Here is a 25,830-nt window from a genome sequence, read left to right on the forward strand (position 1 = left end):
GGCCGTCCGGAAGGCCGCGTGAGGTGGATCAAGGCCTGATCAGGGGGTGTGGGCGGGCCCGGCCCGACGGCCCGGGGGCGGTGCGGAAACGGATTTGGGCGATCGGCCGGGGACCGTGTAATGTCTTCCTCGCTCGCCCCAATAGCTCAGTCGGTAGAGCGTCTCCATGGTAAGGAGAAGGTCTGCGGTTCGATTCCGCATTGGGGCTCTGGTGATCGGGAAACCCCGCTTCGGCGGGGGGACTCATCATCAAAGCGGTGTAGCTCAGTCGGTAGAGCAAGCGGCTCATAATCGCTGTGTCACCGGTTCAAGTCCGGTCACCGCTACTAACGGTAGCCGATTGTTGGGTCGGTCCTTCGATCGGCTACTCTTTTATGCGTTCATCCGTCCATCGTCCGTCCAAGGAGCACTCACGTGGCTGCCACCGACGTCCGCCCGAAGATCACGCTGGCCTGCGTGGAGTGCAAGGAGCGGAACTACATCACCAAGAAGAACCGGCGTAACAACCCGGACCGTCTTGAGATGAAGAAGCACTGCCCGCGCTGCAACTCGCACACCGCGCACCGCGAAACGCGCTGAATCAGGCTCGTACACGAGGCCGCCCCCTCTGGGGGCGGCCTCGTGTCGTTGTACGGGGTCGTTCCCCGCACAGGGGCGTGCCCTTATTCGTCTTTCCATCAGGAGGTAGCGCGCGCATGGCGCTCGACCAGTCCTTCGTGGGGCGGACCTATCCGCCCACCCCTGCGTACGAGGTAGGCCGGGAGAAGATCCGCGAGTTCGCCGAGGCGGTGGGCGATGCCCATCCGGCGTACGTCGATGTGGACGCGGCCCGCGCGCTCGGCCACCCCGATGTGATCGCCCCGCCCACCTTCGTCTTCTCCATCACCTACCGGGCCGCCGGCGAAGTGGTGCAGGACCCGCAGCTGGGCCTGGACTACAGCCGGGTCGTCCACGGCGACCAGAAGTTCTCCTACGTGCGTCCGGTACGGGCGGGGGACCGGCTGACGGTCACCTCCACCATCGAGGGCATCAAGTCCCTGGCGGGCAACGACATCGTGGACATCCGCGGGGACGTGCACGACGAGAGCGGCGAGCTGGTCGTCTCGGCGCTCACGAAGCTGGTGGCGCGCGCCGCCGAGGAGGCGTGATGACGGCGAAGGTCTCCTTCGACGAGGTCGAGGTCGGTACGGAGCTGCCCGCGCAGTCGTTCCCGGTGACACGGGCGACGCTCGTGCGGTACGCGGGCGCCTCGGGCGACTTCAACCCGATCCACTGGAACGAGAAGTTCGCGGTCGAGGTCGGGCTGCCGGACGTGATCGCGCACGGCATGTTCACGATGGCCGAGGCGATCCGCGTGGTCACGGACTGGGCCGGGGACCCGGGCGCGGTCGTCGACTACGGGGTGCGGTTCACCAAGCCGGTCGTCGTGCCCAACGACGACAAGGGCGCCCTGATCGAGGTCAGCGGCAAGGTCGCGGCCAAGCTGGAGGACAACCTGGTCCGGGTGGACCTGGTGGCCGTCTGCGACGGCAAGAAGGTGCTGGGCATGTCCCGCGCCGTCGTCAGGCTCGCCTGAGCAGCACGCGGAAGCCGTACGGGGCCTGAGCGGGCGCACGACGGTCGAACCGGACCCACGGTCCGTGGCCCCGCCCGAGCGGCGGAGCCGCGGACCGTACCCTTGTCCCGTGCAGGAACTCCACGATGCCCCCCTCGCCCCCCTGACCACCTTCCGGCTCGGCGGCCCCGCCACCCGGCTGCTGACGGCCACCACCGACGCCGAGGTGATCGCCGCCGTGCGCGAGGCCGACGCGAGCGGCACCCCGCTGCTGGTCGTCGGCGGCGGTTCCAACCTGGTCATCGGCGACAAGGGCTTCGACGGCACCGCGCTGCGCATCGCCACCGAGGGCTTCGCCCTCTCCGGCACGTCGTTGGAGCTGGCGGCCGGCGAGGTCTGGACCGACGCCGTCGCCCGGACCGTGGAGGCGGGCCTCGCGGGCATCGAGTGCCTGGCCGGAATCCCCGGCTCCGCGGGCGCCACGCCGATCCAGAACGTCGGGGCGTACGGGCAGGAGGTCTCCTCCACCATCACGGAGGTCGTCGCCTACGACCGGCGCACCGGGGAGACGGTCACCCTGCCCAACGCGGAGTGCTCCTTCTCGTACCGCCACAGCCGCTTCAAGGCGGAGCCCGACCGCTTCGTGGTCCTGCGCGTCCGGTTCGCGCTGGAGGACGCCGACGGGCTCTCCGCGCCCCTCGCGTACCCGGAGACGGCCCGGGCCATGGGCGTCGGGCAGGGGGAGCGCGTCGCCCTGACGGCCGCCCGGGAGACCGTGCTGAAGCTGCGCGCGGGCAAGGGCATGGTGCTCGACCCGGAGGACCACGACACCTGGTCCGCGGGCTCCTTCTTCACCAATCCGATCCTCGACGGGGCCGCTTTCGAGGAGTTCCTGGCCCGGGTCCACGAGCGCCTCGGCCCGGAGGTGACGCCCCCCGCGTTCCCCGCCGGGGACGGCCGCACCAAGACCTCCGCGGCCTGGCTGATCGACCGGGCGGGCTTCACCAAGGGGTACGGGACCGGCCCCGCCCGGATCTCCACCAAGCACACCCTCGCCCTGACCAACCGCGGCGAGGCCACCACCGACGACCTCCTCGCCCTGGCCCGTGAGGTCGTCGCCGGGGTCCACGCCGCCTTCGGCGTCACCCTGGTCAATGAGCCGGTGACGGTCGGCGTCAGCCTCTGAGCCGCCGGGGCGCCGACGCTCAGTACGCCACACCCACGCCGGTCCGCACCGCCGCCGGGTCGTCGACCAGCGCCAGCATCGCGTGCGCCACGTCGGCCCGGGAGATGGTCCGGCTGCTGCGCGGCGTCCCGCCCACGGCCCGCCGGTAGACGCCCGTACGCGGTCCGTCCGTCAGCCTCGGCGGGCGCACCGCGGTCCACTCCGTCGCACTGCGGGCCAGTACCGCCTCCATCCGGGCGAGATCGGCGTACACCTCGGCCAGCACCGCCTCGACCGCCTTGCGGGCGAGCCGGTCGACCAGCGGATCGCCCGCCGCCTTCGGACCCACCGGCCCCGCGCTCACCACCACCAGCCGCCGCACCCCCTCGGCCTCCATCGCCGCCACGATCCGCCCGGTCAGCCGCTCCGCGATCCCGTCCGGCCGCCGGCCCCGCGCGCCGAGCCCCGAGAGCACCGCGTCCCGCCCCGCCACCGCCGCCCGGACGGCCGCCGGGTCGTCCAGGGCGACGACCCCGTGCGGCGCGGCCGGGTCCGGCCCTTCCGGCAGCCGGTCCGGGTCCCGGACCACCGCCGTCACCTCGTGGCCCGCCGCGAGCGCCTGGCCCACGATCTCCCGGCCGACACCGCCGGTCGCGCCGAACACCGTGAGCCGCATGGCACTCTCCTCAGGTGGGTAAGTATTCACTCACCCCTAGGGTGGGTGGTTGGTCATCCACCCGTCAAGCGACCGAGGGAGTGCTGTGGAGCCGAAGCCCGCCCGGGTCCGGATCGTCGACGCCGCCCATGAGCTGATGCTCTCCATCGGCCTCGCCCGGACCACCACCAAGGAGATCGCACGGGCGGCCGGCTGCTCGGAGGCGGCGCTGTACAAGTACTTCCCCAGCAAGGAAGAGCTCTTCGTCACCGTCCTCAAGGAGCGGCTGCCGGGGCTCGGCGGGCTGCTCGCCGGGCTGGTGGCGGGGGAGGGCACCGTCGAGGGCAACCTCACCGAGGTCGCCCGGCAGGCCGCGCTCTTCTACGAGCAGACGTTCCCGATGGCCGCGTCCCTGTACGCCGAACCGCAGCTCAAACGCCGTCACGAGGAGCGCATGCGGGAGCTGGGCACCGGCCCCCACATGCCGATCCAGGGGCTCGACGGCTACCTCCGCGCCGAGCGGCGCGCGGGCCGGCTCCGGGCGGACGCCGACACCTACGCGGCCGCCTCACTCCTGCTCGGCGCCTGCGCCCAGCGGGCCTTCGCCTACGACGCGCTGCCCGGCGGCACGCCCCCGCAGCCGCCGGAGGAGTTCGCCGCGGCCCTCGTCCGCACGCTGCTGGCCGGGATCAGCTAGCCAGCCAGTCGTCGATCCCCGACAGCAGCTTCCGCCGTACGTCGACGGGCGCCGCCGAGCCGCGGACCGACTGGCGGGCCAGCTCGGCCAGCTCCGCGTCGGTGAAGCCGTGGTCGCGGCGGACCAGTTCGTACTGCGCGGCCAGCCGCGAGCCGAACAGCAGCGGGTCGTCCGCGCCCAGGGCCATCGGCACCCCCGCGTCGAACAGAGTGCGCAGGGGGACGTCAGCGGCCTTCTCGTAGACGCCGAGGGCCACGTTGGAGGACGGGCAGACCTCACAGGTCACCTGGCGCTCGGCCAGCCGCGCCATCAGCCGGGGGTCCTCGGCCGCCCGGACCCCGTGGCCGATGCGGGAGGCGTCCAGGTCGTCCAGGCAGTCGCGGACGCTGGAGGGTCCCGCCAGCTCCCCGCCGTGCGGCGCGGCCAGCAGACCGCCGTCCCGGGCGATGGCGAAGGCCCGGTCGAAGTCGCGGGCCATCCCGCGCCGCTCGTCGTTGGAGAGCCCGAAGCCGACGACGCCCCGGTCCGCGTACCGCACGGCCAGCCGGGCCAGGGTGCGGGCGTCCAGCGGGTGCTTCATCCGGTTCGCGGCGATCACCACGCGCATCCCGAGCCCGGTGTCCCGCGAGGCGCTGTCCACCGCGTCCAGGATGATCTCGATGGCCGGGATCAGTCCGCCGAGCAGCGGGGCGTACGAGGTGGGGTCTACCTGGATCTCCAGCCAGCCGGAGCCGTCCGAGACGTCCTCCTGGGCGCTCTCGCGGACCAGCCGGTGGATGTCCTCGGGGGATCTGAGGCAGGACCGGGCGATGTCGTAGAGCCGCTGGAAGCGGAACCAGCCGCGCTCGTCGGTCGCCCGCAGTCTGGGCGGCTCGCCGCCGGTCAGTGCGTCGGGGAGGTGGACCCCGTACTTGTCGGCGAGTTCGAGCAGGGTGGTGGGCCGCATCGACCCGGTGAAGTGCAGGTGCAGGTGGGCCTTGGGCAACAGACGTACATCACGCTCCATCGGAAGATCCTGCCGCACGGGCGGGCCGGAGCGAAAGCCGCTTTCCTCTTTGGAGTGGGCCCTGGACGAAAAGTGCCCCCGGCCGTGGCGGCCGGGGGCACAATCGCGCGGGCTTCTCAGGCCTTGGCCTCGGCCAGCAGCTTCTGGATGCGGGAGACGCCCTCGATCAGGTCGTCGTCGCCCAGGGCGTAGGAGAGGCGGAGGTACCCCGGGGTGCCGAAGGCCTCGCCCGGGACGACCGCGACCTCGGCCTCGTCCAGGATCAGGGCGGCCAGCTCGACCGAGTCCGCCGGGCGCTTGCCGCGGATCTCCTTGCCGAGCAGCCCCTTGACCGACGGGTAGGCGTAGAACGCGCCCTCGGGCTCCGGGCAGAACACGCCGTCGATCTCGTTGAGCATCCGCACGATGAGCTTGCGGCGGCGGTCGAAGGCGGTCCGCATCTCCGCGACGGCGTCCAGCGGGCCGGAGACGGCCGCGAGCGCGGCGACCTGGGCCACGTTGGAGACGTTGGAGGTGGCGTGCGACTGGAGGTTGGTCGCGGCCTTCACGACGTCCTTGGGGCCGATGATCCACCCCACGCGCCAGCCGGTCATCGCGTACGTCTTGGCGACGCCGTTGACCACGATGCACTTGTCGCGCAGCTCGGGCACGATCGCCGGGAGCGAGGTGAACGTCGCGTCGCCGTACACGAGGTGCTCGTAGATCTCGTCGGTCATCACCCACAGGCCGTGCTCGACGGCCCAGCGGCCGATCGCCTCGGCGTCGGCCTCGCTGTAGACGGCGCCGGTCGGGTTGGACGGCGAGACGAAGAGGACGACCTTGGTCCGCTCGGTGCGCGCGGCCTCCAACTGCTCGACGGAGACCCGGTAGCCGGTGGTCTCGTCGGCGACGACCTCGACCGGGACACCGCCCGCGAGCCGGATCGACTCGGGGTAGGTGGTCCAGTACGGGGCGGGGACGATGACCTCGTCGCCCGGGTCGAGGATCGCGGCGAAGGCCTCGTAGATGGCCTGCTTGCCGCCGTTGGTCACCAGGATCTGGCTGGCGTCGACCTCGTAGCCGGAGTCCCGCAGGGTCTTCTCGGCGATCGCGGCCTTCAGCTCGGGGAGGCCCCCGGCCGGGGTGTAGCGGTGGTACTTCGGGGTGCGGCAGGCCTCGACCGCGGCGTCGACGATGTAGTCGGGTGTCGGGAAATCGGGCTCACCGGCACCGAAGCCGATCACCGGACGGCCGGCGGCCTTGAGGGCCTTGGCCTTGGCGTCGACGGCGAGGGTCGCGGACTCGGAGATCGCACCGACGCGGGCGGAAACCCTGCGCTCGGACGGGGAAGTTGCAGCGCTCATGGGGCCATGCTCCCAGACCGGAAAACCCGTCGGCACACGGGTTTCAGGGACCGGACACGAGCTGTACGGGAACCGGACAGGACCGGTCGGTAGTTGTCTGTTCGACGCAGCGGCCCCGAGCACGTACACTCACCTGTCGTTGGCCTTCACCAGCCGCACTGTTCCTGCGCCCGGGCACCGGGGAGGATGCGGTAGGTTGGTGGAAACCACAAAGGGTCGTAGCTCAATTGGTAGAGCACTGGTCTCCAAAACCAGCGGTTGGGGGTTCAAGTCCCTCCGGCCCTGCTACACACTCCTTCGCCAGGATGTGTGCGCATGTACGTACTTCATTGCACAGCCGTGCGGCTCCACCGGGCGCGGCACGGCCACGACCCGGAATCAGGTGAGAAGCGTGACGGACGCCGTGGGCTCCATCGACATGCCTGATGCTGAGGATGAATCCCCCGAGTCCAAGAAGAAGACTCGGAAGGGCGGCAAGCGCGGCAAGAAGGGTCCTCTGGGCCGCCTCGCGCTGTTCTACCGCCAGATCGTCGCCGAACTCCGTAAGGTTGTCTGGCCGACCCGCAGCCAGCTGACGACGTACACCTCCGTCGTCATCGTGTTCGTCGTCGTGATGATCGGTATCGTTACCGTTCTCGACATGGGATTCGCGCGGGTCATCAAGTACGTCTTCGGCTGAGCCGGCGGAAGGCGTCCGACCGGCGCCCCCCTCCGCATGTTCCACCCTTTGTATCCAGGAAGAAGCAGCCATCGTGTCTGACCCGAACCTGAACGACTCCGTCGAGCCCGAGGCGGGCGCCTCCAAGTCCGGCAAGGACGAGCTCGACATCGTTGAGGCTGCTGACTCCGTGGAGCCCGACCGGGCCGAGGCCGCTGTGGACACCGAGGCCGTGGCGGACGAGACGGTCGAGGCCGACGAGGACGCCGCCGTCGCCGAGGCTGCGGGAGACGCCGAGGCCGACGACGACGAGAGCGCCGACGAGGAGGAGGCCGAGCCGGCCGCCCCCGTCGACCCCGTCGCCGCCCTCCGTGACGAGCTGCGCGGTCTCCCCGGCGAGTGGTACGTCATCCACACCTACGCCGGGTACGAGAAGCGCGTGAAGGCCAACCTGGAGCAGCGCGCCGTCTCGCTCAACGTGGAGGAGTTCATCTACCAGGCCGAGGTGCCTGAAGAGGAAATCGTCCAGATCAAGAACGGTGAGCGCAAGAACGTCCGGCAGAACAAGCTCCCCGGCTATGTGCTGGTGCGCATGGACCTGACGAACGAGTCCTGGGGCGTCGTCCGGAACACGCCGGGCGTCACCGGCTTCGTGGGCAACGCCTACGACCCGTACCCGCTGACCCTGGACGAGATCGTCAAGATGCTCGCCCCGGAGGCCGAGGAGAAGGCCGCCCGCGAGGCCGCCGAGGCCGAGGGCAAGCCGGCTCCGGCCCGCAAGGTCGAGGTCCAGGTGCTGGACTTCGAGGTCGGCGACTCGGTCACCGTCACCGACGGCCCGTTCGCCACGCTCCAGGCCACGATCAACGAGATCAACGCCGACTCGAAGAAGGTCAAGGGCCTCGTCGAGATCTTCGGCCGCGAGACCCCGGTCGAGCTGAGCTTCGACCAGATCCAGAAGAACTAGCGCTTCCCGCCGGTATCTGGACACATGCCTACCCAGCAGGTCAGAGGGGCTTCGCGGCCGCTCTGACCTGCTGGGTTTTTGGTCGCACACCTATACCCGTTATCGTTGTGCGGTATGCCTCCATCCGGATGACCGGATCGGCGGCGAAACACCTCTCACTAGGACCCGGAGAGAGCAATGCCTCCCAAGAAGAAGAAGGTCACGGGGCTTATCAAGCTCCAGATCAACGCCGGTGCGGCGAACCCGGCCCCGCCGGTCGGCCCCGCGCTCGGTCAGCACGGCGTCAACATCATGGAGTTCTGCAAGGCCTACAACGCCGCGACCGAGTCGCAGCGTGGCATGGTCGTGCCGGTGGAGATCACGGTCTACGAGGACCGCTCCTTCACCTTCATCACGAAGACTCCGCCGGCCGCCAAGCTGATCCTCAAGGCCGCGGGTGTGGAGAAGGGCTCCGGCGAGCCGCACAAGACCAAGGTCGCCAAGCTGACGGCTGCCCAGGTCCGCGAGATCGCCACGACGAAGCTCCCCGACCTGAACGCCAATGACCTCGACGCCGCGTCGAAGATCATCGCCGGCACCGCCCGTTCCATGGGCATCACGGTCGAAGGCTGATCCAGCCCCGTCACCCCCAGTGGTAGGACCAAGCGCTGGTCCGCACCACGACTCCACACTCTGAAACCACAGGAGTAGAAGTGAAGCGCAGCAAGAACCTCCGCGCTGCGGACGCCAAGATCGACCGGGAGCGCCTGTACGCCCCGCTCGAGGCCGTCCGCCTCGCCAAGGACACCGCCTCCACGAAGTTCGACGGCACCGTCGAGGTCGCCTTCCGCCTGGGTGTCGACCCGCGCAAGGCCGACCAGATGGTCCGCGGCACCGTGAACCTCCCGCACGGCACCGGCAAGACCGCCCGGGTCCTGGTCTTCGCGACCGGTGACCGTGCTGCGGCCGCGGAAGCCGCCGGAGCCGACATCGTCGGCGCCGACGAGCTCATCGACGAGGTGGCCAAGGGCCGTCTGGACTTCGACGCCGTCGTCGCCACCCCGGACCTCATGGGCAAGGTCGGCCGCCTCGGCCGCGTGCTCGGTCCGCGTGGTCTGATGCCGAACCCGAAGACCGGCACCGTCACCCCCGATGTCGCCAAGGCTGTCACCGACATCAAGGGCGGAAAGATCGAGTTCCGCGTCGACAAGCACTCCAACCTGCACTTCATCATCGGCAAGGTCTCGTTCGACGAGACCAAGCTGGTGGAGAACTACGCAGCGGCGCTGGAGGAAGTCCTCCGTCTGAAGCCGTCCGCCGCCAAGGGCCGCTACATCAAGAAGGCCGCACTGGCCACCACGATGGGCCCCGGCATCCCGCTGGACGCCAACCGCACCCGCAACCTCCTCGTCGAGGAGGACCCGGCCGCCGTCTGAGCCACCGCGCTCACCCGGTAGCCGCGTCACAGGCGTGCTCTGTGTGGACGGGCCCCGCAACCTTCACAGGTTGCGGGGCCCGTCCTCGTATCCGAGGGAAGGAGTCCACGGGGCCATCGGCCGGGCCGACGGTCTCTCGGGCTCGCTCACCGTCACGTACACCGGCGGCACCGCGCCCGCCGGGGACGGCAGGAAGGCCGGCCAGGAGGCCGTACGGGGCGTCTCCGCGACCCGCTGCTCCGGCACCGTCGACGTGGCCGAGCCGGCCGCGCGCGACGAGAGCGGGACCGCCGCGTCCGACTCCACGGTCTGCTCCGGCGACCACGCGACGGAGGTCCCGGTCGAGAGGCCGCCGGCCGACGACGCCGTGGACTTCCTCGACGTCGTCGAGCGGCAGTCGGGATCGGTCCTCCTGACCTGCGGTTAAACCCTCCGCGCCGGGGCGGGCGGCGCCGGATTTGCCCGGCGCGCCCCCGGTCGCGTACGCTCCACAGGAAGCCAAAGACCGCTGGTCGTCGCTGTGCTCCCGCAAGGGTGACGGTGACCGAAGGTTCCGCTAGATCGGACGACCTGCGCAGGTGACTGTGGAACTGCTCCCGGACGTGAGTCCGGTCGAGCCGCGCCCTGGCACTTGTGCTGGGGCGTTTCGTCTTTCCCGGCCCCTTCTGAGCGGTCCTCATCACCCGGAAGGAGGCCGACGCTCATGGCAAGGCCCGACAAGGCTGCCGCGGTAGCCGAGCTCGCGGACCAGTTCCGCAGCTCGAACGCCGCTGTGCTGACCGAGTACCGGGGTCTCACCGTGGCGCAGCTCAAGACGCTGCGTCGTTCGCTCGGTGAGAACGCCCAGTACGCCGTGGTGAAGAACACGCTGACCAAGATTGCGGCCAACGAGGCCGGGATCGACGCGCTGGACGACCTGTTCTCGGGTCCGACGGCGGTTGCCTTCGTCACCGGTGACCCGGTGGAGTCGGCGAAGGGTCTTCGTGACTTCGCCAAGGACAACCCGAACCTCATCATCAAGGGCGGTGTCCTTGACGGTAAGGCGCTGTCCGCCGATGAGATCAAGAAGCTCGCGGACCTCGAGTCCCGCGAGGTTCTGCTCTCCAAGCTGGCCGGTGCTTTCAAGGGCAAGCAGACGCAGGCGGCGCAGGTCTTCCAGGCCCTGCCCTCCAAGTTCGTCCGCACCGCGGAAGCTCTTCGCGCCAAGAAGGAAGAGCAGGGCGGTGCCGGTACTCCGGCTCCCGCCGAGGCCGCCGAGTAATCACGCTCAGCGGTCCAGCGGGCTCCACGTACGCCCGCCGACATATACATCCGGCACCTGCCGAATAGTGGAAGGACGCCTGTCATGGCGAAGCTGTCCCAGGACGACCTGCTCGCGCAGTTCGAGGAGATGACCCTCATCGAGCTCTCCGAGTTCGTGAAGGCCTTCGAGGAGAAGTTCGACGTCACCGCCGCCGCGGCCGTCGCCGTCGCCGGTCCGGCCGGCCCGGGCGCCGTTGCCGAGGCCGCTGAGGAGCAGGACGAGTTCGACGTCATCCTCACCGGTGCCGGCGAGAAGAAGATCCAGGTCATCAAGGTCGTGCGTGAGCTGACCTCGCTGGGTCTGAAGGAGGCCAAGGACCTCGTCGACGGCACCCCGAAGCCGGTCCTCGAGAAGGTCGCCAAGGAGGCCGCCGAGAAGGCTGCCGAGTCCCTCAAGGCCGCCGGCGCTTCCGTCGAGGTCAAGTAACACCTCGGGGGCCTCACGGCTCCCCGGGCGCGTCCCGCGTCCGTACCGAAGGGCGATCATCCATCCGGGTGGTCGCCCTTCGGCGTACCCGTGGCGGCTGCCTTGCTCTTCCGCCGGTGGCGAGTAGGGTGATCTTCGCCGTGCGTCTCCCGCGAGGCGCCCAGGGGCCTGCCACAGCCTTCCCCGGGGCGGCTGGAGCGACCCTCCGGGGGCCCGTTCGGGCCGGTGGGCCTTGACGAACGGCACGAGGCGCGCAATTCTCAGGACGCGTCATCACTTCGATCCGTATCCGAGGCATGGATCGAGAGTGAAGAGGGAAGTAAAGAAGCGCGCACCCCGCGCGAGGGCCTGAACACATAGGTAGTTGAGAACAGCTGTTGAGAGCGACGTGGGTCTCTGAGAACCCCGACTGGACATCAGTGTGCCGCTTGGCTACACTGACCCTTTGCGCTGCCTGTTAGCTGCCTCCTGCCCGTCACCAGGGGCATGCCCGCACTTGAGCATCGATGACCGACCCTCGCTGAGCTGGCCCTTTTCGGCCCGTTCGGGACGGTGTGTCTGGGTGTCCAATGCGGGACCGGTACGCGCGTAGTGAGTCCGAGCCCTCGGAAGGACCCCCTCTTGGCCGCCTCGCGCAACGCCTCGACCGCGAATACGAACAACGGTGCCAGCACCGCCCCGCTGCGCATCTCCTTTGCAAAGATCAAGGAGCCCCTCGAGGTTCCGAACCTCCTCGCGCTGCAGACCGAGAGCTTCGACTGGCTCCTCGGCAACGCCGCCTGGAAGGCTCGCGTCGAGGCTGCTCTGGACAGTGGACAAGACGTCCCCACCAAGTCCGGCCTGGAGGAGATCTTCGAGGAGATCTCCCCGATCGAGGACTTCTCCGGGTCGATGTCGCTCACGTTCCGCGACCACCGTTTCGAGCCCCCGAAGAACTCGATCGACGAGTGCAAGGAGCGCGACTTCACGTACGCCGCGCCGCTCTTCGTCACGGCCGAGTTCACCAACAACGAGACCGGCGAGATCAAGTCCCAGACGGTCTTCATGGGCGACTTCCCGCTCATGACCAACAAGGGCACCTTCGTCATCAACGGCACCGAGCGTGTCGTCGTGTCGCAGCTGGTCCGCTCGCCGGGTGTCTACTTCGACTCCTCCATCGACAAGACGTCCGACAAGGACATCTTCTCGGCCAAGATCATCCCTTCCCGGGGTGCCTGGCTGGAGATGGAGATCGACAAGCGCGACATGGTCGGTGTCCGCATCGACCGCAAGCGCAAGCAGTCGGTCACCGTCCTCCTCAAGGCTCTCGGCTGGACGACCGAGCAGATCCTCGAGGAGTTCGGCGAGTACGAGTCCATGCGCGCGACCCTGGAGAAGGACCACACCCAGGGCCAGGACGACGCGCTGCTCGACATCTACCGCAAGCTGCGCCCGGGCGAGCCGCCCACCCGCGAGGCCGCTCAGACGCTGCTCGAGAACCTCTACTTCAACCCGAAGCGCTACGACCTCGCGAAGGTCGGCCGCTACAAGGTGAACAAGAAGCTCGGCGCCGACGAGCCGCTGGACGCCGGCGTGCTCACCACCGACGACGTCATCGCGACCATCAAGTACCTGGTCAAGCTGCACGCCGGTGAGACCGAGACGATCGGCGAGTCGGGCCGGGAGATCGTCGTCGAGACCGACGACATCGACCACTTTGGCAACCGCCGTCTGCGCAACGTCGGCGAGCTCATCCAGAACCAGGTCCGTACGGGTCTGGCGCGGATGGAGCGCGTCGTGCGCGAGCGCATGACGACCCAGGACGTCGAGGCGATCACGCCGCAGACCCTGATCAACATCCGGCCGGTCGTCGCCTCCATCAAGGAGTTCTTCGGCACCAGCCAGCTGTCGCAGTTCATGGACCAGAACAACCCGCTCTCGGGTCTCACCCACAAGCGCCGTCTCTCGGCGCTCGGCCCGGGTGGTCTCTCGCGTGAGCGGGCCGGCTTCGAGGTCCGTGACGTGCACCCGTCCCACTACGGGCGCATGTGTCCGATCGAGACCCCTGAAGGCCCGAACATCGGTCTGATCGGTTCGCTCGCCTCGTACGGCCGCGTCAACGCGTTCGGCTTCATCGAGACGCCGTACCGCAAGGTCGTCGACGGCCAGGTCACCGACGACGTCGACTACATCACCGCCGACGAGGAGGACCGCTTCGTCATCGCCCAGGCGAACGCGACCCTCTCCGACGAGCTGCGCTTCACCGAGCCGCGCGTCCTGGTCCGCCGCCGCGGGGGAGAGGTCGACTACGTCCCCGCCTCCGAGGTGGACTACATGGACGTCTCGCCGCGCCAGATGGTGTCCGTCGCCACCGCGATGATCCCCTTCCTGGAGCACGACGACGCCAACCGTGCCCTCATGGGCGCGAACATGATGCGCCAGGCGGTGCCGCTGATCAAGTCGGAGGCCCCGCTCGTCGGCACCGGCATGGAGTACCGCTGCGCCACCGACGCCGGTGACGTGCTCAAGGCCGAGAAGGACGGTGTGGTCCAGGAGGTCTCCGCGGACTACATCACCGTCACGAACGACGACGGTACGTACACCACGTACCGCATCGCCAAGTTCATGCGCTCCAACCAGGGCACCTCGGTCAACCAGAAGGTCGTCGTCTCCGAGGGCGACCGGATCATCGCCGACCAGGTCCTCGCCGACGGCCCGGCCACCGAGAACGGTGAGATGGCCCTCGGCAAGAACCTCCTCGTGGCGTTCATGCCGTGGGAGGGTCACAACTACGAGGACGCGATCATCCTGTCGCAGCGCCTCGTGCAGGACGACGTCCTCTCCTCGATCCACATCGAGGAGCACGAGGTCGACGCCCGTGACACCAAGCTCGGCCCCGAGGAGATCACCCGGGACATCCCGAACGTCTCCGAGGAGGTCCTCGCCGACCTCGACGAGCGCGGCATCATCCGCATCGGTGCCGAGGTCGTCGCCGGTGACATCCTCGTCGGCAAGGTCACGCCCAAGGGCGAGACCGAGCTGACCCCCGAGGAGCGCCTGCTCCGCGCGATCTTCGGTGAGAAGGCGCGCGAGGTGCGCGACACCTCGCTGAAGGTGCCGCACGGTGAGATCGGCAAGGTCATCGGCGTCCGCGTCTTCGACCGCGAAGAGGGCGACGAGCTGCCGCCGGGCGTGAACCAGCTGGTCCGCGTCTACGTCGCGCAGAAGCGCAAGATCACCGACGGTGACAAGCTCGCCGGCCGTCACGGCAACAAGGGCGTCATCTCCAAGATCCTGCCGATCGAGGACATGCCGTTCCTGGAGGACGGCACCCCGGTCGACATCATCCTCAACCCGCTGGGTGTCCCGTCCCGAATGAACCCGGGACAGGTCCTGGAGATCCACCTCGGCTGGCTCGCCAGCCGCGGCTGGGACGTCTCCGGCCTCGGTGACGAGTGGGCCAAGCGCCTGCAGTCCATCGGCGCCGACCAGGTCGCCCCCGGCACCAACGTCGCCACCCCCGTCTTCGACGGTGCGCGCGAGGACGAGATCTCCGGTCTCTTCGAGGCCACGATCCCCAACCGCGACGGCGACCGCCTGGTCCAGCCCTCCGGCAAGGCCAAGCTGTTCGACGGCCGCTCCGGTGAGCCGTTCCCGGACCCGGTCTCGGTCGGGTACATGTACATCCTCAAGCTCCACCACCTGGTCGACGACAAGCTGCACGCCCGGTCGACCGGTCCGTACTCCATGATCACCCAGCAGCCGCTGGGTGGTAAGGCCCAGTTCGGTGGACAGCGCTTCGGTGAGATGGAGGTGTGGGCACTGGAGGCATACGGTGCCGCCTACGCCCTCCAGGAGCTGCTGACGATCAAGTCCGACGACGTCACCGGCCGCGTGAAGGTCTACGAGGCCATCGTCAAGGGCGAGAACATCCCCGAGCCCGGGATCCCCGAGTCCTTCAAGGTGCTCATCAAGGAAATGCAGTCGCTCTGCCTCAACGTGGAGGTGCTGTCCTCGGACGGCATGTCCATCGAGATGCGCGACACGGACGAGGACGTCTTCCGCGCGGCGGAGGAACTCGGTATCGACCTGTCCCGGCGCGAGCCGAGCAGCGTCGAAGAGGTCTGACGGGTTCGCCGGCCGGATCCCCGTGATCCGGCCGGCTCTCCCCGGACCCGTTCAGACCATTGCTGAAGTGCCCCGTTCTCTCGCCTGAGGCGAAGGGGCTCGAACCCCCGAAAGAGGGATTGACGACAAGTGCTCGACGTCAACTTCTTCGACGAGCTGCGGATCGGCCTTGCCACCGCGGACGACATCCGGACCTGGTCCCACGGCGAAGTGAAGAAGCCGGAGACCATCAACTACCGCACCCTCAAGCCCGAAAAGGACGGACTCTTCTGCGAGAAGATCTTCGGTCCGACCCGGGACTGGGAGTGCTACTGCGGCAAGTACAAGCGTGTCCGCTTCAAGGGCATCATCTGTGAGCGCTGCGGCGTCGAGGTCACTCGCGCCAAGGTGCGTCGTGAGCGGATGGGCCACATCGAGCTGGCCGCTCCCGTCACCCACATCTGGTACTTCAAGGGCGTTCCCTCGCGCCTCGGCTACCTGCTGGACCTCGCGCCGAAGGACCTGGAAAAGGTCATCTACTTCGCCGCGTACATGATCACGTTCGTGGACGAGGAGCGTCGTACCCGCGACCTGCCGTCCCTGGAGGCGCACGTCTCCGTCGAGCGCCAGCAGACCGAGAACCGCCGCGACGCCGACCTGGAGGCCCGGGCCAAGAAGCTCGAGACCGACCTGGCCGAGCTGGAGGCCGAGGGCGCCAAGGCCGACGTACGCCGCAAGGTGCGCGAAGGTGCCGAGCGCGAGATGAAGCAGCTGCGCGACCGCGCGCAGCGCGAGATCGACCGCCTCGACGAGGTGTGGAGCCGCTTCAAGAACCTCAAGGTCCAGGACCTGGAGGGCGACGAGCTGCTCTACCGCGAGCTGCGTGACCGCTTCGGCACGTACTTCGACGGCTGCATGGGCGCCGCCGCGCTGCAGAAGCGCCTGGAGTCCTTCGACCTCGACGAGGAGGCCGAGCGCCTCCGCGAGATCATCCGTACCGGCAAGGGCCAGAAGAAGACCCGTGCGCTCAAGCGCCTCAAGGTCGTCTCCGCGTTCCTGCAGACCAGCAACAAGCCCAAGGGCATGGTGCTCGACTGCGTGCCGGTCATCCCGCCGGACCTGCGTCCGATGGTGCAGCTGGACGGTGGCCGCTTCGCGACCTCCGACCTGAACGACCTGTACCGCCGTGTGATCAACCGCAACAACCGCCTGAAGCGCCTTCTCGACCTCGGTGCGCCCGAGATCATCGTGAACAACGAGAAGCGCATGCTCCAGGAGGCTGTCGACGCGCTGTTCGACAACGGCCGTCGCGGCCGTCCGGTCACCGGCCCGGGCAACCGCCCGCTGAAGTCCCTGAGCGACATGCTCAAGGGCAAGCAGGGCCGCTTCCGTCAGAACCTCCTCGGCAAGCGTGTGGACTACTCCGCGCGTTCCGTGATCGTCGTCGGTCCGCAGCTCAAGCTGCACCAGTGCGGTCTGCCGAAGGCGATGGCGCTGGAGCTGTTCAAGCCGTTCGTGATGAAGCGCCTGGTCGACCTGAACCACGCGCAGAACATCAAGTCGGCCAAGCGCATGGTCGAGCGTGGCCGCACCGTCGTGTACGACGTCCTCGAAGAGGTCATCGCCGAGCACCCGGTGCTGCTGAACCGTGCGCCCACCCTGCACCGCCTGGGCATCCAGGCCTTCGAGCCGCAGCTGGTCGAGGGCAAGGCCATCCAGATCCACCCGCTCGTCTGCACCGCGTTCAACGCGGACTTCGACGGTGACCAGATGGCCGTGCACCTGCCGCTCTCCGCGGAGGCGCAGGCCGAGGCCCGCATCCTGATGCTGTCCTCGAACAACATCCTGAAGCCGGCCGACGGCCGTCCCGTCACCATGCCGACCCAGGACATGGTGCTGGGGCTGTTCTTCCTCACCACCGACGGCCAGCTCCGTGACACCAAGGGCGAGGGCCGCGCGTTCGGCTCCACGGCCGAGGCGATCATGGCGTTCGACGCCGGTGAGCTGGCGCTCCAGTCCACCGTCGACATCCGCTTCCCGGTCGGCACCATGCCGCCGCGTGGCTGGGTGCCGCCGGTCGCCGAGGAGGGCGAGCCCGAGTACCAGCCGGGTGACACCTTCCGGCTGCGGACCACCCTGGGCCGCGCGCTCTTCAACGAGCTGCTGCCCGAGGACTACCCGTTCGTCGACTACTCGGTGGGCAAGAAGCAGCTCTCCGAGATCGTCAACGACCTGGCCGAGCGCTACCCCAAGGTCATCGTGGCGGCGACGCTCGACAACCTGAAGGCGGCGGGCTTCCACTGGGCGACCCGTTCGGGCGTCACCGTGGCCATCTCCGACGTCGTCGTGCCCGAGGCCAAGAAGGCCATCGTCAAGGGCTACGAGGAGCAGGACGAGAAGGTCCAGAAGCAGTACGAGCGCGGTCTGATCACCAAGGACGAGCGCACGCAGGAGCTCATCGCGATCTGGACCAAGGCGACCAACGAGGTCGCCGAGGCGATGAACGCGAACTTCCCGAAGACGAACCCCATCTTCATGATGGTCGACTCGGGTGCCCGAGGAAACATGATGCAGATGCGTCAGATCGCGGGTATGCGTGGTCTGGTGTCGAACGCCAAGAACGAGACGATCCCCCGTCCCATCAAGGCGTCCTTCCGCGAGGGCCTCACCGTTCTGGAGTACTTCATCTCCACGCACGGTGCCCGTAAGGGTCTGGCGGACACCGCCCTGCGTACCGCCGACTCGGGTTACCTGACCCGTCGTCTGGTGGACGTCTCGCAGGACGTGATCATCCGCGAGGAGGACTGCGGCACCGACCGCGGCCTGAAGCTGAAGATCGCGGTCAAGGGCGCCGACGGCGTGCTCCGCAAGACGGACGACGTCGAGACCTCGGTCTACGCCCGCATGCTCGCCGAGGACGTCGTGGTGGACGGCAAGGTCATCGCGCCTGCCAACGTCGACCTCGGTGACGTCCTGATCGACGCCCTGGTGGGCGCCGGCGTCGAGGAGGTCAAGACCCGCTCGGTCCTGACCTGTGAGTCCGCGGTCGGCACCTGTGCCTTCTGCTACGGACGCTCGCTCGCCACCGGCAAGCTGGTCGACATCGGTGAGGCGGTCGGCATCATCGCCGCCCAGTCCATCGGTGAGCCCGGCACCCAGCTGACGATGCGTACCTTCCACACCGGTGGTGTGGCCGGTGACGACATCACCCAGGGTCTGCCCCGAGTCGTCGAGCTCTTCGAGGCCCGTACGCCGAAGGGTGTCGCCCCGATCTCCGAGGCCAAGGGCCGCGTGCGGATCGAGGAGACCGAGAAGACCAAGAAGATCGTCGTCACCCCGGACGACGGCAGCGACGAGACGGCGTTCCCGATCTCGAAGCGTGCCCGTCTGCTCGTGGGCGAGGGCGACCCGGTCGAGGTGGGCCAGAAGCTCACCGTGGGTGCCACCAACCCGCACGACGTGCTGCGCATCCTCGGCCAGCGTGCGGTCCAGGTCCACCTGGTCGGCGAAGTCCAGAAGGTCTACAACTCGCAGGGCGTGTCGATCCACGACAAGCACATCGAGATCATCATCCGGCAGATGCTCCGCCGTGTGACGATCATCGAGTCCGGCGACGCGGAGCTGCTTCCGGGCGAGCTGGTCGAGCGGTCGAAGTTCGAGACCGAGAACCGGCGTGTGGTCACCGAGGGCGGTCACCCCGCCTCCGGCCGTCCGCAGCTGATGGGTATCACCAAGGCCTCGCTCGCCACCGAGTCGTGGCTGTCGGCGGCGTCCTTCCAGGAGACGACCAGGGTCCTGACCGACGCGGCGATCAACGCCAAGTCGGACTCCCTGATCGGCCTCAAGGAGAACGTCATCATCGGTAAGCTCATCCCGGCCGGTACGGGTCTCTCCCGCTACCGCAACATCCGGGTCGAGCCGACCGAGGAGGCCAAGGCCGCGATGTACTCGGCCGTCGGCTACGACGACATCGACTACTCGCCGTTCGGCACGGGCTCCGGCCAGGCCGTTCCGCTGGAGGACTACGACTACGGTCCGTACAACCAGTAAGCGAGTCGCTTGAACGCCTGAGGGCGGCCGTCCCGTACGTCACGGGGTGGCCGCCCTTCGGCGTGTGCGGGGCCGGTGGGGCCGGTCCGGTTCAGCGGAGCGTCTCCCAGAGCGCGATGGCGACGCCGGCCGTGGCGGTGAGCGCGGCGATGCTCGCCAGCGGCCAGCGGGAGCGTTCCAGCAGGTCGAGGCGGGCCTCGTGGTCGGCGAGCTGTTTGTCGGTCTGGTCGCTGCGCTGGACCAGGAGCGCCAGCTGCCCGTCGGCGCGGGCGAAGCCGGCCTCCAGGCTGCCGCGCATCCGCTCCAGTTCCAGGGCGACGGCCACGGGGTTGTTCGGGTCGGTATCGGTCATGGGCGGCCCTCCGGCGGTTCGGTGCGCAGCCAGCGCGGCAGCAGGGCCTGGACGCCCGGTACGGCCATCACCCGGGTCACCGCCCCCGCGACGGCCAGGGCCCCGGCGACCCGGGGCAGGGTCGCGGGGACGCCGGACGCGTCCACGAGTGCGGGCAGGAGCACGGCAAGGGCGAGGGCCGTCTGCAGGACGGTACGGGCGGTACGCCGGGCGGCGTCGGACATGGCAGGCTCCTCCATCCGGTCACGGGTGCGCGGATTCACGGGTTCTCGGTGGTGTACGGGACCTTCAGGGCGTCCCAGGACGTGCGGCCGGGCAGGCCGTCGGCGTCGGCGCCGCGGAAGCCGAGCTTGCGCTGCCAGGCGGCGTACGAGCGCCGGTCGGCCTCGGTCCACCGGGGCCCGGGCCCGACGGCGTACGCCCCGCAGCCCTCGGCCACCAGCCTCCGGCCCATGGCGGTGACGACGGGGGAGCTGGGGCGGGCGCTGAAGAAGGAGGCGCCGGGGAAGGGCTGGTGGCGGGGGGTGGCGGGGCGGTTGGGCCGGGCGGGCTTCGCGGGGGGCGACGGCTTCGAGGGCTGCTTCGGGGGCGTTCCCGGGGTGGCCGTCAGACGGGTCGCGATGCGGGTCCGCATCGACGTCATGGTGAAGCCGCGCGGGTCGATCTTTGCGGCCGACCATTCCGCGTGGCCGATGACCGAGCGGGCGGTCCAGCGGTGGGCCCGGCAGAGGGCCGCCGACGCGCGTTCGATCGCCTCCAGCTGGGCGGCGGGCCAGGGGTCCTTGCCGTCGCCCAGGTTGACGCACTCGAAGCCGTAGAAGCGGGCGTTGCCGTCGACGGCGCCCGCGCTGCCGTCGTGGGCGCGCGGGGCGGGCGGGCGGTCGCCGTAGTCCTCCGCGACGACGCGGGCGAGCACCGCCGGGTCGCCGCCGCCCGCGTGGTTGGCGCGGCCGGCCGAGATCAGGTGGACGGTGCCCGCCTTGTCGATGACCCCGTGGCAGAGCGGGCCGGGAAGGGAGGCGTAGCCGTCGCGGCAGAGGGCGACGGAAGCGGCGCTTCCGCTGCTCACGGTGTGGTGGATCATCACCCCGTTCACGGGGCCCCAGGCGCCCTTGTGGTTGCGGTGGTGGGTGCGCCACCCCGGGTGCTCGACGACGGTGACGCCTTCGGCGCGCAGGGCGGCGAGCAGCCGGTCGGCGGTGAGTGGTGTGGCCACGGGGACGGTCCTTCCGGTGCGGTGTGCGGTCGGTGGGTGTGCGGGGGTGGGGTCGGTACGGGGTCGCGTACGGGTGGGGCGGTGTACGGGGGCGGGCGTGGCGGAGCCCCGTACCGGAAGGGGGCGGGACCGGTACGGGGCTCGGGCTCGGGGTGGCGCGGGTGGGTCAGGTGGCGAGCGCGGCCCAGATCGCGTTGGAGTCGGCGACGATGCTGCTCACCGGGAAGGAGGCGGGCAGCGAGGTCTGGCCGGTGGTGCTGAGGCGGCCGTGCCGGATGAAGTAGCCGGGCATCCGGGCGCTGCCGCCCGGGGCCTGGCCCACGCTGGAGCCGCGCAGGAAGGCGGGGCCGGTGGTGTTGGGGCTGGGGCCGTTGATCACCAGCGCCACCCAGTAGTTGCCCGGGGCGGCGGTGTACGCGTCGGTGAGCGGGCAGACGACGGTGCGGCCCTCGGTCGCGGTGAACAGGGTGTTCAGGGCGGCGGTCACGCCGACGAGTGCTCCGGCGCTGGTGTAGAGGCCCGCGAAGGAGGCGGCGCCCAGGGTGTTGCCCGCATAGCCGGGGACGTAGAAGGCGATGTTCTTCACGATCGTCGGTGCGTGCAGCGGGACGCCGATGAGGTAGACCCAGCCGTTGACGCAGTACTGCGCGGTGGCGGCGGAGCCGCAGGCCGGGTCGAAGGCCCAGCCCGCGAACCCGGCGGCGGACGGGGACCAGCTGCCCGCCGAGGAGACCGCGTCCACGTAGCCGCGGCGGGTGAGCTGGTCGTCGGTGGTGGGGGTGACGGTGGTGAGCGGCGGGGCGGCGAAGGTCTTCGTGCCCTGGACGGTCTGGGCGCCGGTGAGCAGGACGGCGTCGCCGCTCGCCACGGCCGAGACGTCGGTGGCGTTGAGGACGACCGCGCCGGTGCGGCCGTTGACCGAGGTGACGGGGGAGCCGTCGACGGCCAGGTAGCGGGCGTCGCCGGCGGCCTGGGAGAGGGCGCCTACGTCGGTGGCGGCGAGGGTGACGTTGCCGGTCCTGCCGTTGACCGAGGCCACGGCACCGCCGCCGGGCGGGAGCTGGTCGGCCGGGACCAGGCCGTCGGTGCCGAGGGTGGCGACGCCGCCGGGGGTGCCGGCCCGGGAGGCGTCCACGGCGGAGACGTCGGCTGCGGTGAGCACGATGTCCGCGTCGGTCTTCCCGTTGACGGAGTGCACGGTTCCGGCGGGCCCCTGCGGGCCGAGTTCGCCGGGCGGTCCGGCCGGGCCCGGTACGGCGACGTACTGCGGGTTGGCCGGGTCGGCCGGGGCGATGTCGGCCAGGTCCACGGTGGGGTGGTCGGCGCTCAGCGCGATCTGGTAGCTGCGGGCGGTGCGGCCGAGGCCGGAGAGCCGTTCGGTGACGGTGTACGTCCACGCGGCGGGGTTCCAGCCGGGGGCGTCGGTGGCCGGCAGCACGACGTGGACCCGGCCCTCGGAGTCGAGGGTGGCGCGGGTGGGGCCGCCCAGGAAGAGGTCCTCCTCGGCGTGGGTGAGCAGGGCGGGCGTCCGGAAGTCGACCGTACCGCTCATGGGGCGGCCGTCGGGGGTGAGGTAGCGGGCGGTGACGGTCACGGTGGGGATGCTCTGGGGCAGCATGGGGCTCCTTGGGTGGGCCGCCCTCCCGGCCCGTCGGGCGTGGGGGGCGGGGTGCCACCCCCAGCCCGTCCGGCGTTTGAGGACGGAAGCCTGGGGGTGGGGTGGGGTGCGCCTGCGGGCGGGCGGATGTGGGTGCGGGCTCGTCCCCCGCGAGGGTTCCGTCCTCAAGCGCCGGACGGGCTGAGGTGGTGCGGACGGGCTGAGGTGGTGCGGCCGGGCCCTACGACTCCAGGCCGTACAGCGTCAGCGGGTGGCAGCGGATCGTGGTGCCGGCCGTGGTGACCCTGGCCTGGATCTCGAACGTCACCGTCGCCCCGTACTCCACCCCCACCCGTTCCGTCAGCACCAGCCCCGCCCCCGGTCCGCCCACCGGGCCCAGCTGGACGCCGTCCACCAGCAGCCGGACCTCGCCCGGCGCGCCCGCCACCGCGATCTCGCAGTGCAGGCGGGGGTGCTGGACGAGGCCGGGGCCCCGGCGGAGCGTGGTCCAGGCGGTGGCGCCGGTGGACTCCCAGCGGGCCGGGTCGACGGGGGCGGGCAGCGCGAAGGGGAGGTAGGGACGGGCCAGCCCGCCCCTTACGGTGTCGTCGGCCAGGACCACGTTGCCCCGCCGGTCCAGGATCCGCACCGGCTGGACCGCCTGCGGGTCCGGCGCCCCGGTCCACACCGTCAGCGCCAGCGAACCGTCGTCGCGGCGGACCACCAGCCCCTGCTGCGAGGTCTCCTCGTCGCGGTCGGGCGCGACCCGGCCGAGGTAGAGGAGGTCCTGGTCGCCCGCCGTACGCACCCGCAGCCGGCCGTGCTCACCGATGACCACCTCGCCGTCCGCGATGCTGTTCAGCGCGGGCGTGGCGTTGGCGCTGAACATCAACTCCCTGACCTGGCGCTCCAGCGCGCGGATGCGGTCGAGCAGGTCGGTGGGGATGATCGCCACGGGTCACACTCCTTCCAGGTAGAGGACGGCGGTCTCCTGCTTGGCGCGCTGCGGCGGGGTGACCGCCATCCCGACGATCCGGTAGTGCGCGTCCAGCCCCTCGTGGTGCCACAGGTCGTGGACACGCAGCCGGATCCGGGCGCCGATCAGCGCCGGGGTGACCTGCCCGTCCAGCCGTACGGTCAGCTCCGGGATGACCTCGGGCCGCCGCTGCCGGGCCAGTTCGGCGCGGGCCAGCGACCGCAGGGTCGCCACGTCGCTCACCCCGCCGTGGTCCGAGGTCTGCTCCAGCCGGGGCCAGCCCTGGGCGAACTCCTCGGGCAGCTCCTCGGAGACCGTCAGCGGTTCGGACTCCTGGGACTGGTCGGTGTTGGCCGACTCGCCCCGGGCCACCCACACGTTCGCCTGCACGGTCGAGTCGGTGGGCAGGCTGTAGGCGAGGACGGGGCCGGGGTGGTCCAGTACCAGGTCGCTGTGGCCGGTGCGGATCTCCGGGTGGCCGAGCTGGAGCTGCTTGACGCGGTTGCCCTCGGCATCCCGGTAGCAGTGGATGCGCCACTCGAAGCCGTCGTTCAACTGGCCCAGCTTGTCGAGGAGTTCGCGGATACGGGCGAGCGCCGAGTAGGCGGGGGCGTAGTCGCGTACGATCCCCGACCGCTCATGGCCGAGGCTGATCCCGATGTCCCCGCCCGGCTGCTCCTGGGCGTGGGCGACCAGGATCCGGGCGATGTCGAACTGGTCCAGCCCGATGCCGGGACCCAGGTCCGGGCCCAGGATGCGGTGGTCCAGGTACGAGTCGAAGGTCCCGGCCTGGAACTGCACGGTGAGCCGGCCCTGTTCGTCCGAGGCCGGGGTGCAGGTCCAGAGCACCCCGCCCCACCAGATGTCGCCGTCCCGCTCCAGCCAGACCGCCGTGCGGCCGGGCCGCAGCGCCTCCCGGGCCCGGGCCGCGAGCGCCCCCTGCGGAAGGGGGACGGTGGCGGAGAGGGAGCCCGGCTTGCCGATGAAGTCGTCGAACTTGGTCTCTGTCAGGGGCAGGACGTCCAGCAGCCGGTCCGTGCGCAGATCGCAGAAGAGGGCCCGGTAGACGGGGTCCGGGGATGAGGGGGTACGGGACACGGGCTTCCTCACAGGACCGGGTCGACGCGGATGAAGCGGTTGTCGTACCAGCCCCGGCTGCTGGTCGCGGAGGAGCAGTAGGCGGAGACGGCCGTGTAGACGGCGCCGGCCTGGAGCCCGGTCACCCGGAACGTCGCCGACACCGAGACCGACGACTTGGTGCCGACCTCGGCCGAGCGCCGCTCGTCGGCGGCGACGACCAGCACCCCGTCCTTGCGGATGTTGGCACTCATCCGGGCCCACTGGCCCTCCACCGCGGTGTTCCCCAGGAATCCCAGGGTCACCATGACCGCGCCGGAGACCGGTACGGTGAACGCTGCGGTGATGGTCGGGCCGACCGTGCCGGTCACCGCCTCGACCCAGGTGGTGCTGGTGCAGTAGCCGCCGTCGGTGTTGTTGGCCCAGCCGGACGCGGTGACGGCGGGGCGCCACACGGTGCCGTCCCAGCGCTGGAGCCGCCCGCCCTCGTCGCGGTACTGCCCGGTGTACTCGCCCTGGGCGAGTGCGCCCTGCGGGGCGATGCCGCCGACCTGGCGCGGGTAGGCGGACCAGCGGGTGCCGTCCCAGCGCTGCAGCTCCCGGCTGGTGTCGCGGTACTGGCCGACGTAACCGCCGGGCACATCGCGGTTCCAGGACTCCGGGAGGATGCCGCCGACGGCCACGGTGGGCACGCGCAGGTCGTACACGGCGTTGGCCCAGTCGATGCCGCCGGTGCCGACGGAGGCGCCGGCCGGGACCAGCACCCGGGCGAGCGGCAGGGCGGCGTCCGGGAGGAGCGGCGGCTCGGGGGAGCCCTTCGGCTCGCCCTTGATGACCTCCAGGGTGGCCTCGGTGGCGCCCCCCTCGCCGTCGAACTGGGCGTCGCGGACCCGCAGGACCACCAGGTCGATCCGGGGGTTGGCGGCGTCGCCGTCGTCGAAGCCCACGTCGGTGTAGTCGGTGAGGACGACCGGGTAGGCCCCGGCCCGGCCCTGGCCCTGGATCACGGCCCGGCCCGGAACGACGGTGGCGCGCATGCCCGCGGTCTCGCCGTACACGTAGAGCCCGGACATCAGGTAGGTGCCGTTCTCGGCGCCGGGGATCACCCCGCCGGCGCTGGTCAGGGGGCCGGTCGGGGCCATCGTCCCGAGCGGGGAGAGGCGGGTGTCGGCGCGGGACTGGCCGGATTCGGTCTCGGTGCGGTTGATCAGCCAGGCGCTGCGTACGGGCATGGGGTCCTCCTGGGAGCAAGACGGATGGGGTGGTCGTGGTGGGCCGGAGAGGTT

At 70.1% G+C, this 25,830-nt stretch carries 24 protein-coding genes and 3 tRNA genes; 17 read left to right on the top strand and 10 right to left on the bottom strand.

Translation table 11 applies throughout. The annotated features are described in order from the left end of the window. The first annotated feature begins 135 nt into the window (after positions 1-135). The 6 genes from ACQ9ZG_RS20565 to ACQ9ZG_RS20590 all read left to right on the top strand — a co-directional run bounded on the left by ACQ9ZG_RS20565 (position 136) and on the right by ACQ9ZG_RS20590 (position 2,741). Positions 136-208, top strand: a tRNA-Thr gene (locus tag ACQ9ZG_RS20565). Between the two features lie 45 nt (positions 209-253). Beyond that, positions 254-326, top strand: a tRNA-Met gene (locus ACQ9ZG_RS20570). An 88-nt stretch (positions 327-414) separates the two neighbouring features. Beyond that, the gene (gene rpmG / locus ACQ9ZG_RS20575) at positions 415-579 is read left to right on the top strand and encodes a 50S ribosomal protein L33 (RefSeq protein WP_003956487.1); all 165 of its coding nucleotides are present in this window, start codon (positions 415-417) and stop codon (positions 577-579) included. Positions 580-695: 116 nt separating this feature from the next. Next, positions 696-1,148 (top strand): MaoC family dehydratase N-terminal domain-containing protein, encoded by a 453-nt coding sequence (locus ACQ9ZG_RS20580; protein ID WP_018490779.1) that lies wholly within the window; start codon positions 696-698, stop codon positions 1,146-1,148. Then, positions 1,148-1,576: a MaoC family dehydratase gene (locus tag ACQ9ZG_RS20585; protein ID WP_028416711.1), complete on the top strand. Its 429-nt coding sequence runs from the start codon at positions 1,148-1,150 to the stop codon at positions 1,574-1,576. Before ACQ9ZG_RS20580 ends, ACQ9ZG_RS20585 begins: the two co-directional genes overlap by 1 nt. Before the next feature lie 109 nt (positions 1,577-1,685). Next, positions 1,686-2,741: a UDP-N-acetylmuramate dehydrogenase gene (locus ACQ9ZG_RS20590; RefSeq protein WP_099219697.1), complete on the top strand. Its 1,056-nt coding sequence runs from the start codon at positions 1,686-1,688 to the stop codon at positions 2,739-2,741. Positions 2,742-2,760: 19 nt separating this feature from the next. On the opposite strand, the gene ACQ9ZG_RS20595 is transcribed toward ACQ9ZG_RS20590, so the two are convergent. Beyond that, a complete protein-coding gene (locus ACQ9ZG_RS20595; RefSeq protein WP_386698299.1) occupies positions 2,761-3,396 on the bottom strand; it encodes an NAD(P)-dependent oxidoreductase in 636 nt (211 codons plus the stop codon). Positions 3,397-3,481: 85 nt separating this feature from the next. On the opposite strand from ACQ9ZG_RS20595, the gene ACQ9ZG_RS20600 reads away from it, so the two are divergent. Beyond that, positions 3,482-4,072 (top strand): TetR/AcrR family transcriptional regulator, encoded by a 591-nt coding sequence (locus ACQ9ZG_RS20600; RefSeq protein ID WP_028416708.1) that lies wholly within the window; start codon positions 3,482-3,484, stop codon positions 4,070-4,072. On the opposite strand, the gene ACQ9ZG_RS20605 is transcribed toward ACQ9ZG_RS20600, so the two are convergent. Together ACQ9ZG_RS20605 and ACQ9ZG_RS20610 are read right to left on the bottom strand one after the other, a co-directional pair. Then, complete coding sequence (locus tag ACQ9ZG_RS20605) at positions 4,065-5,078, bottom strand: adenosine deaminase (protein WP_109916494.1); 1,014 nt, start codon at positions 5,076-5,078, stop codon at positions 4,065-4,067. The two genes, ACQ9ZG_RS20600 and ACQ9ZG_RS20605, sit on opposite strands and share 8 nt — an antisense overlap. 116 nt (positions 5,079-5,194) lie before the next feature. Further along, positions 5,195-6,421 (bottom strand): pyridoxal phosphate-dependent aminotransferase, encoded by a 1,227-nt coding sequence (locus ACQ9ZG_RS20610; protein ID WP_018490785.1) that lies wholly within the window; start codon positions 6,419-6,421, stop codon positions 5,195-5,197. A 212-nt stretch (positions 6,422-6,633) separates the two neighbouring features. On the opposite strand from ACQ9ZG_RS20610, the gene ACQ9ZG_RS20615 reads away from it, so the two are divergent. From ACQ9ZG_RS20615 to ACQ9ZG_RS20660, 10 genes are all read left to right on the top strand, one after another. Then, positions 6,634-6,706 (top strand) — tRNA-Trp (locus ACQ9ZG_RS20615). 106 nt (positions 6,707-6,812) lie between these two features. After that, positions 6,813-7,100, top strand: a complete 288-nt coding sequence (gene secE / locus ACQ9ZG_RS20620; protein ID WP_018490786.1) for a preprotein translocase subunit SecE — start codon at positions 6,813-6,815, stop codon at positions 7,098-7,100. Between the two features lie 73 nt (positions 7,101-7,173). Further along, complete coding sequence (gene nusG, locus ACQ9ZG_RS20625; protein WP_109916493.1) at positions 7,174-8,046, top strand: transcription termination/antitermination protein NusG; 873 nt, start codon at positions 7,174-7,176, stop codon at positions 8,044-8,046. Between the two features lie 177 nt (positions 8,047-8,223). Then, positions 8,224-8,658, top strand: a complete 435-nt coding sequence (gene rplK / locus ACQ9ZG_RS20630; RefSeq protein ID WP_018101261.1) for a 50S ribosomal protein L11 — start codon at positions 8,224-8,226, stop codon at positions 8,656-8,658. Positions 8,659-8,738: 80 nt separating this feature from the next. Beyond that, the gene (rplA, locus tag ACQ9ZG_RS20635) at positions 8,739-9,461 is read left to right on the top strand and encodes a 50S ribosomal protein L1 (protein ID WP_018490788.1); all 723 of its coding nucleotides are present in this window, start codon (positions 8,739-8,741) and stop codon (positions 9,459-9,461) included. 70 nt (positions 9,462-9,531) lie between these two features. After that, positions 9,532-9,888 (top strand): hypothetical protein, encoded by a 357-nt coding sequence (locus tag ACQ9ZG_RS20640; RefSeq protein WP_109916492.1) that lies wholly within the window; start codon positions 9,532-9,534, stop codon positions 9,886-9,888. Between the two features lie 276 nt (positions 9,889-10,164). Further along, positions 10,165-10,722 carry a 50S ribosomal protein L10 gene (gene rplJ / locus ACQ9ZG_RS20645; RefSeq protein ID WP_018490790.1) on the top strand — a complete coding sequence of 186 codons (558 nt, stop codon included), beginning with the start codon at positions 10,165-10,167 and terminating at the stop codon, positions 10,720-10,722. Positions 10,723-10,806: 84 nt separating this feature from the next. Then, positions 10,807-11,190: a 50S ribosomal protein L7/L12 gene (gene rplL / locus ACQ9ZG_RS20650; RefSeq protein WP_010058811.1), complete on the top strand. Its 384-nt coding sequence runs from the start codon at positions 10,807-10,809 to the stop codon at positions 11,188-11,190. A gap of 621 nt (positions 11,191-11,811) precedes the next feature. After that, positions 11,812-15,297, top strand: a complete 3,486-nt coding sequence (rpoB, locus tag ACQ9ZG_RS20655; RefSeq protein ID WP_018490791.1) for a DNA-directed RNA polymerase subunit beta — start codon at positions 11,812-11,814, stop codon at positions 15,295-15,297. Between the two features lie 129 nt (positions 15,298-15,426). Then, positions 15,427-19,326, top strand: coding sequence for a DNA-directed RNA polymerase subunit beta' (locus tag ACQ9ZG_RS20660; RefSeq protein WP_018490792.1), 3,900 nt, complete (start codon positions 15,427-15,429; stop codon positions 19,324-19,326). Positions 19,327-19,417: 91 nt separating this feature from the next. Here the strand turns inward: ACQ9ZG_RS20660 and ACQ9ZG_RS20665 are convergent, their stop codons facing one another. From ACQ9ZG_RS20665 to ACQ9ZG_RS20695, 7 genes are all read right to left on the bottom strand, one after another. Next, positions 19,418-19,678 carry a hypothetical protein gene (locus ACQ9ZG_RS20665; protein ID WP_018490793.1) on the bottom strand — a complete coding sequence of 87 codons (261 nt, stop codon included), beginning with the start codon at positions 19,676-19,678 and terminating at the stop codon, positions 19,418-19,420. Then, the gene (locus ACQ9ZG_RS20670; RefSeq protein ID WP_019765124.1) at positions 19,675-19,902 is read right to left on the bottom strand and encodes a hypothetical protein; all 228 of its coding nucleotides are present in this window, start codon (positions 19,900-19,902) and stop codon (positions 19,675-19,677) included. The genes ACQ9ZG_RS20665 and ACQ9ZG_RS20670 overlap by 4 nt, the downstream gene beginning before the upstream one ends. 35 nt (positions 19,903-19,937) lie before the next feature. Continuing rightward, on the bottom strand, positions 19,938-20,894 hold the full coding sequence (locus tag ACQ9ZG_RS20675) for a peptidoglycan-binding protein (protein ID WP_499281040.1): 957 nt from the start codon (positions 20,892-20,894) through the stop codon (positions 19,938-19,940). 166 nt (positions 20,895-21,060) lie between these two features. Further along, the gene (locus tag ACQ9ZG_RS20680; protein WP_109915950.1) at positions 21,061-22,512 is read right to left on the bottom strand and encodes a phage tail protein; all 1,452 of its coding nucleotides are present in this window, start codon (positions 22,510-22,512) and stop codon (positions 21,061-21,063) included. A gap of 220 nt (positions 22,513-22,732) precedes the next feature. Then, positions 22,733-23,446: a hypothetical protein gene (locus ACQ9ZG_RS20685; RefSeq protein WP_099219702.1), complete on the bottom strand. Its 714-nt coding sequence runs from the start codon at positions 23,444-23,446 to the stop codon at positions 22,733-22,735. A gap of 3 nt (positions 23,447-23,449) precedes the next feature. Continuing rightward, positions 23,450-24,565: a hypothetical protein gene (locus ACQ9ZG_RS20690; RefSeq protein ID WP_084992870.1), complete on the bottom strand. Its 1,116-nt coding sequence runs from the start codon at positions 24,563-24,565 to the stop codon at positions 23,450-23,452. Positions 24,566-24,573: 8 nt separating this feature from the next. Then, positions 24,574-25,776 carry a hypothetical protein gene (locus ACQ9ZG_RS20695; RefSeq protein ID WP_028416699.1) on the bottom strand — a complete coding sequence of 401 codons (1,203 nt, stop codon included), beginning with the start codon at positions 25,774-25,776 and terminating at the stop codon, positions 24,574-24,576. Positions 25,777-25,830: the final 54 nt, after the last annotated feature.

It is taken from the genome of Streptomyces araujoniae (genome assembly GCF_050871195.1).
GTDB classification, from domain to species: domain Bacteria; phylum Actinomycetota; class Actinomycetes; order Streptomycetales; family Streptomycetaceae; genus Streptomyces; species Streptomyces bacillaris.

Bases quoted from the DNA above. Each gene is read 5' to 3' on its own strand.
- ACQ9ZG_RS20580 (WP_018490779.1), top strand. From the start codon at position 696: ATGGCGCTCGACCAGTCCTTCGTGGGGCGGACCTATCCGCCCACCCCT.
- ACQ9ZG_RS20585 (WP_028416711.1), top strand. From the start codon at position 1,148: ATGACGGCGAAGGTCTCCTTCGACGAGGTCGAGGTCGGTACGGAGCTG.
- ACQ9ZG_RS20595 (WP_386698299.1), bottom strand. From the start codon at position 3,396: ATGCGGCTCACGGTGTTCGGCGCGACCGGCGGTGTCGGCCGGGAGATC.
- ACQ9ZG_RS20605 (WP_109916494.1), bottom strand. From the start codon at position 5,078: ATGGAGCGTGATGTACGTCTGTTGCCCAAGGCCCACCTGCACCTGCAC.
- ACQ9ZG_RS20610 (WP_018490785.1), bottom strand. From the start codon at position 6,421: ATGAGCGCTGCAACTTCCCCGTCCGAGCGCAGGGTTTCCGCCCGCGTC.
- rplK (WP_018101261.1), top strand. From the start codon at position 8,224: ATGCCTCCCAAGAAGAAGAAGGTCACGGGGCTTATCAAGCTCCAGATC.
- rplJ (WP_018490790.1), top strand. From the start codon at position 10,165: ATGGCAAGGCCCGACAAGGCTGCCGCGGTAGCCGAGCTCGCGGACCAG.
- rplL (WP_010058811.1), top strand. From the start codon at position 10,807: ATGGCGAAGCTGTCCCAGGACGACCTGCTCGCGCAGTTCGAGGAGATG.
- ACQ9ZG_RS20665 (WP_018490793.1), bottom strand. From the start codon at position 19,678: ATGACCGATACCGACCCGAACAACCCCGTGGCCGTCGCCCTGGAACTG.
- ACQ9ZG_RS20670 (WP_019765124.1), bottom strand. From the start codon at position 19,902: ATGTCCGACGCCGCCCGGCGTACCGCCCGTACCGTCCTGCAGACGGCC.
- ACQ9ZG_RS20680 (WP_109915950.1), bottom strand. From the start codon at position 22,512: ATGCTGCCCCAGAGCATCCCCACCGTGACCGTCACCGCCCGCTACCTC.
- ACQ9ZG_RS20695 (WP_028416699.1), bottom strand. From the start codon at position 25,776: ATGCCCGTACGCAGCGCCTGGCTGATCAACCGCACCGAGACCGAATCC.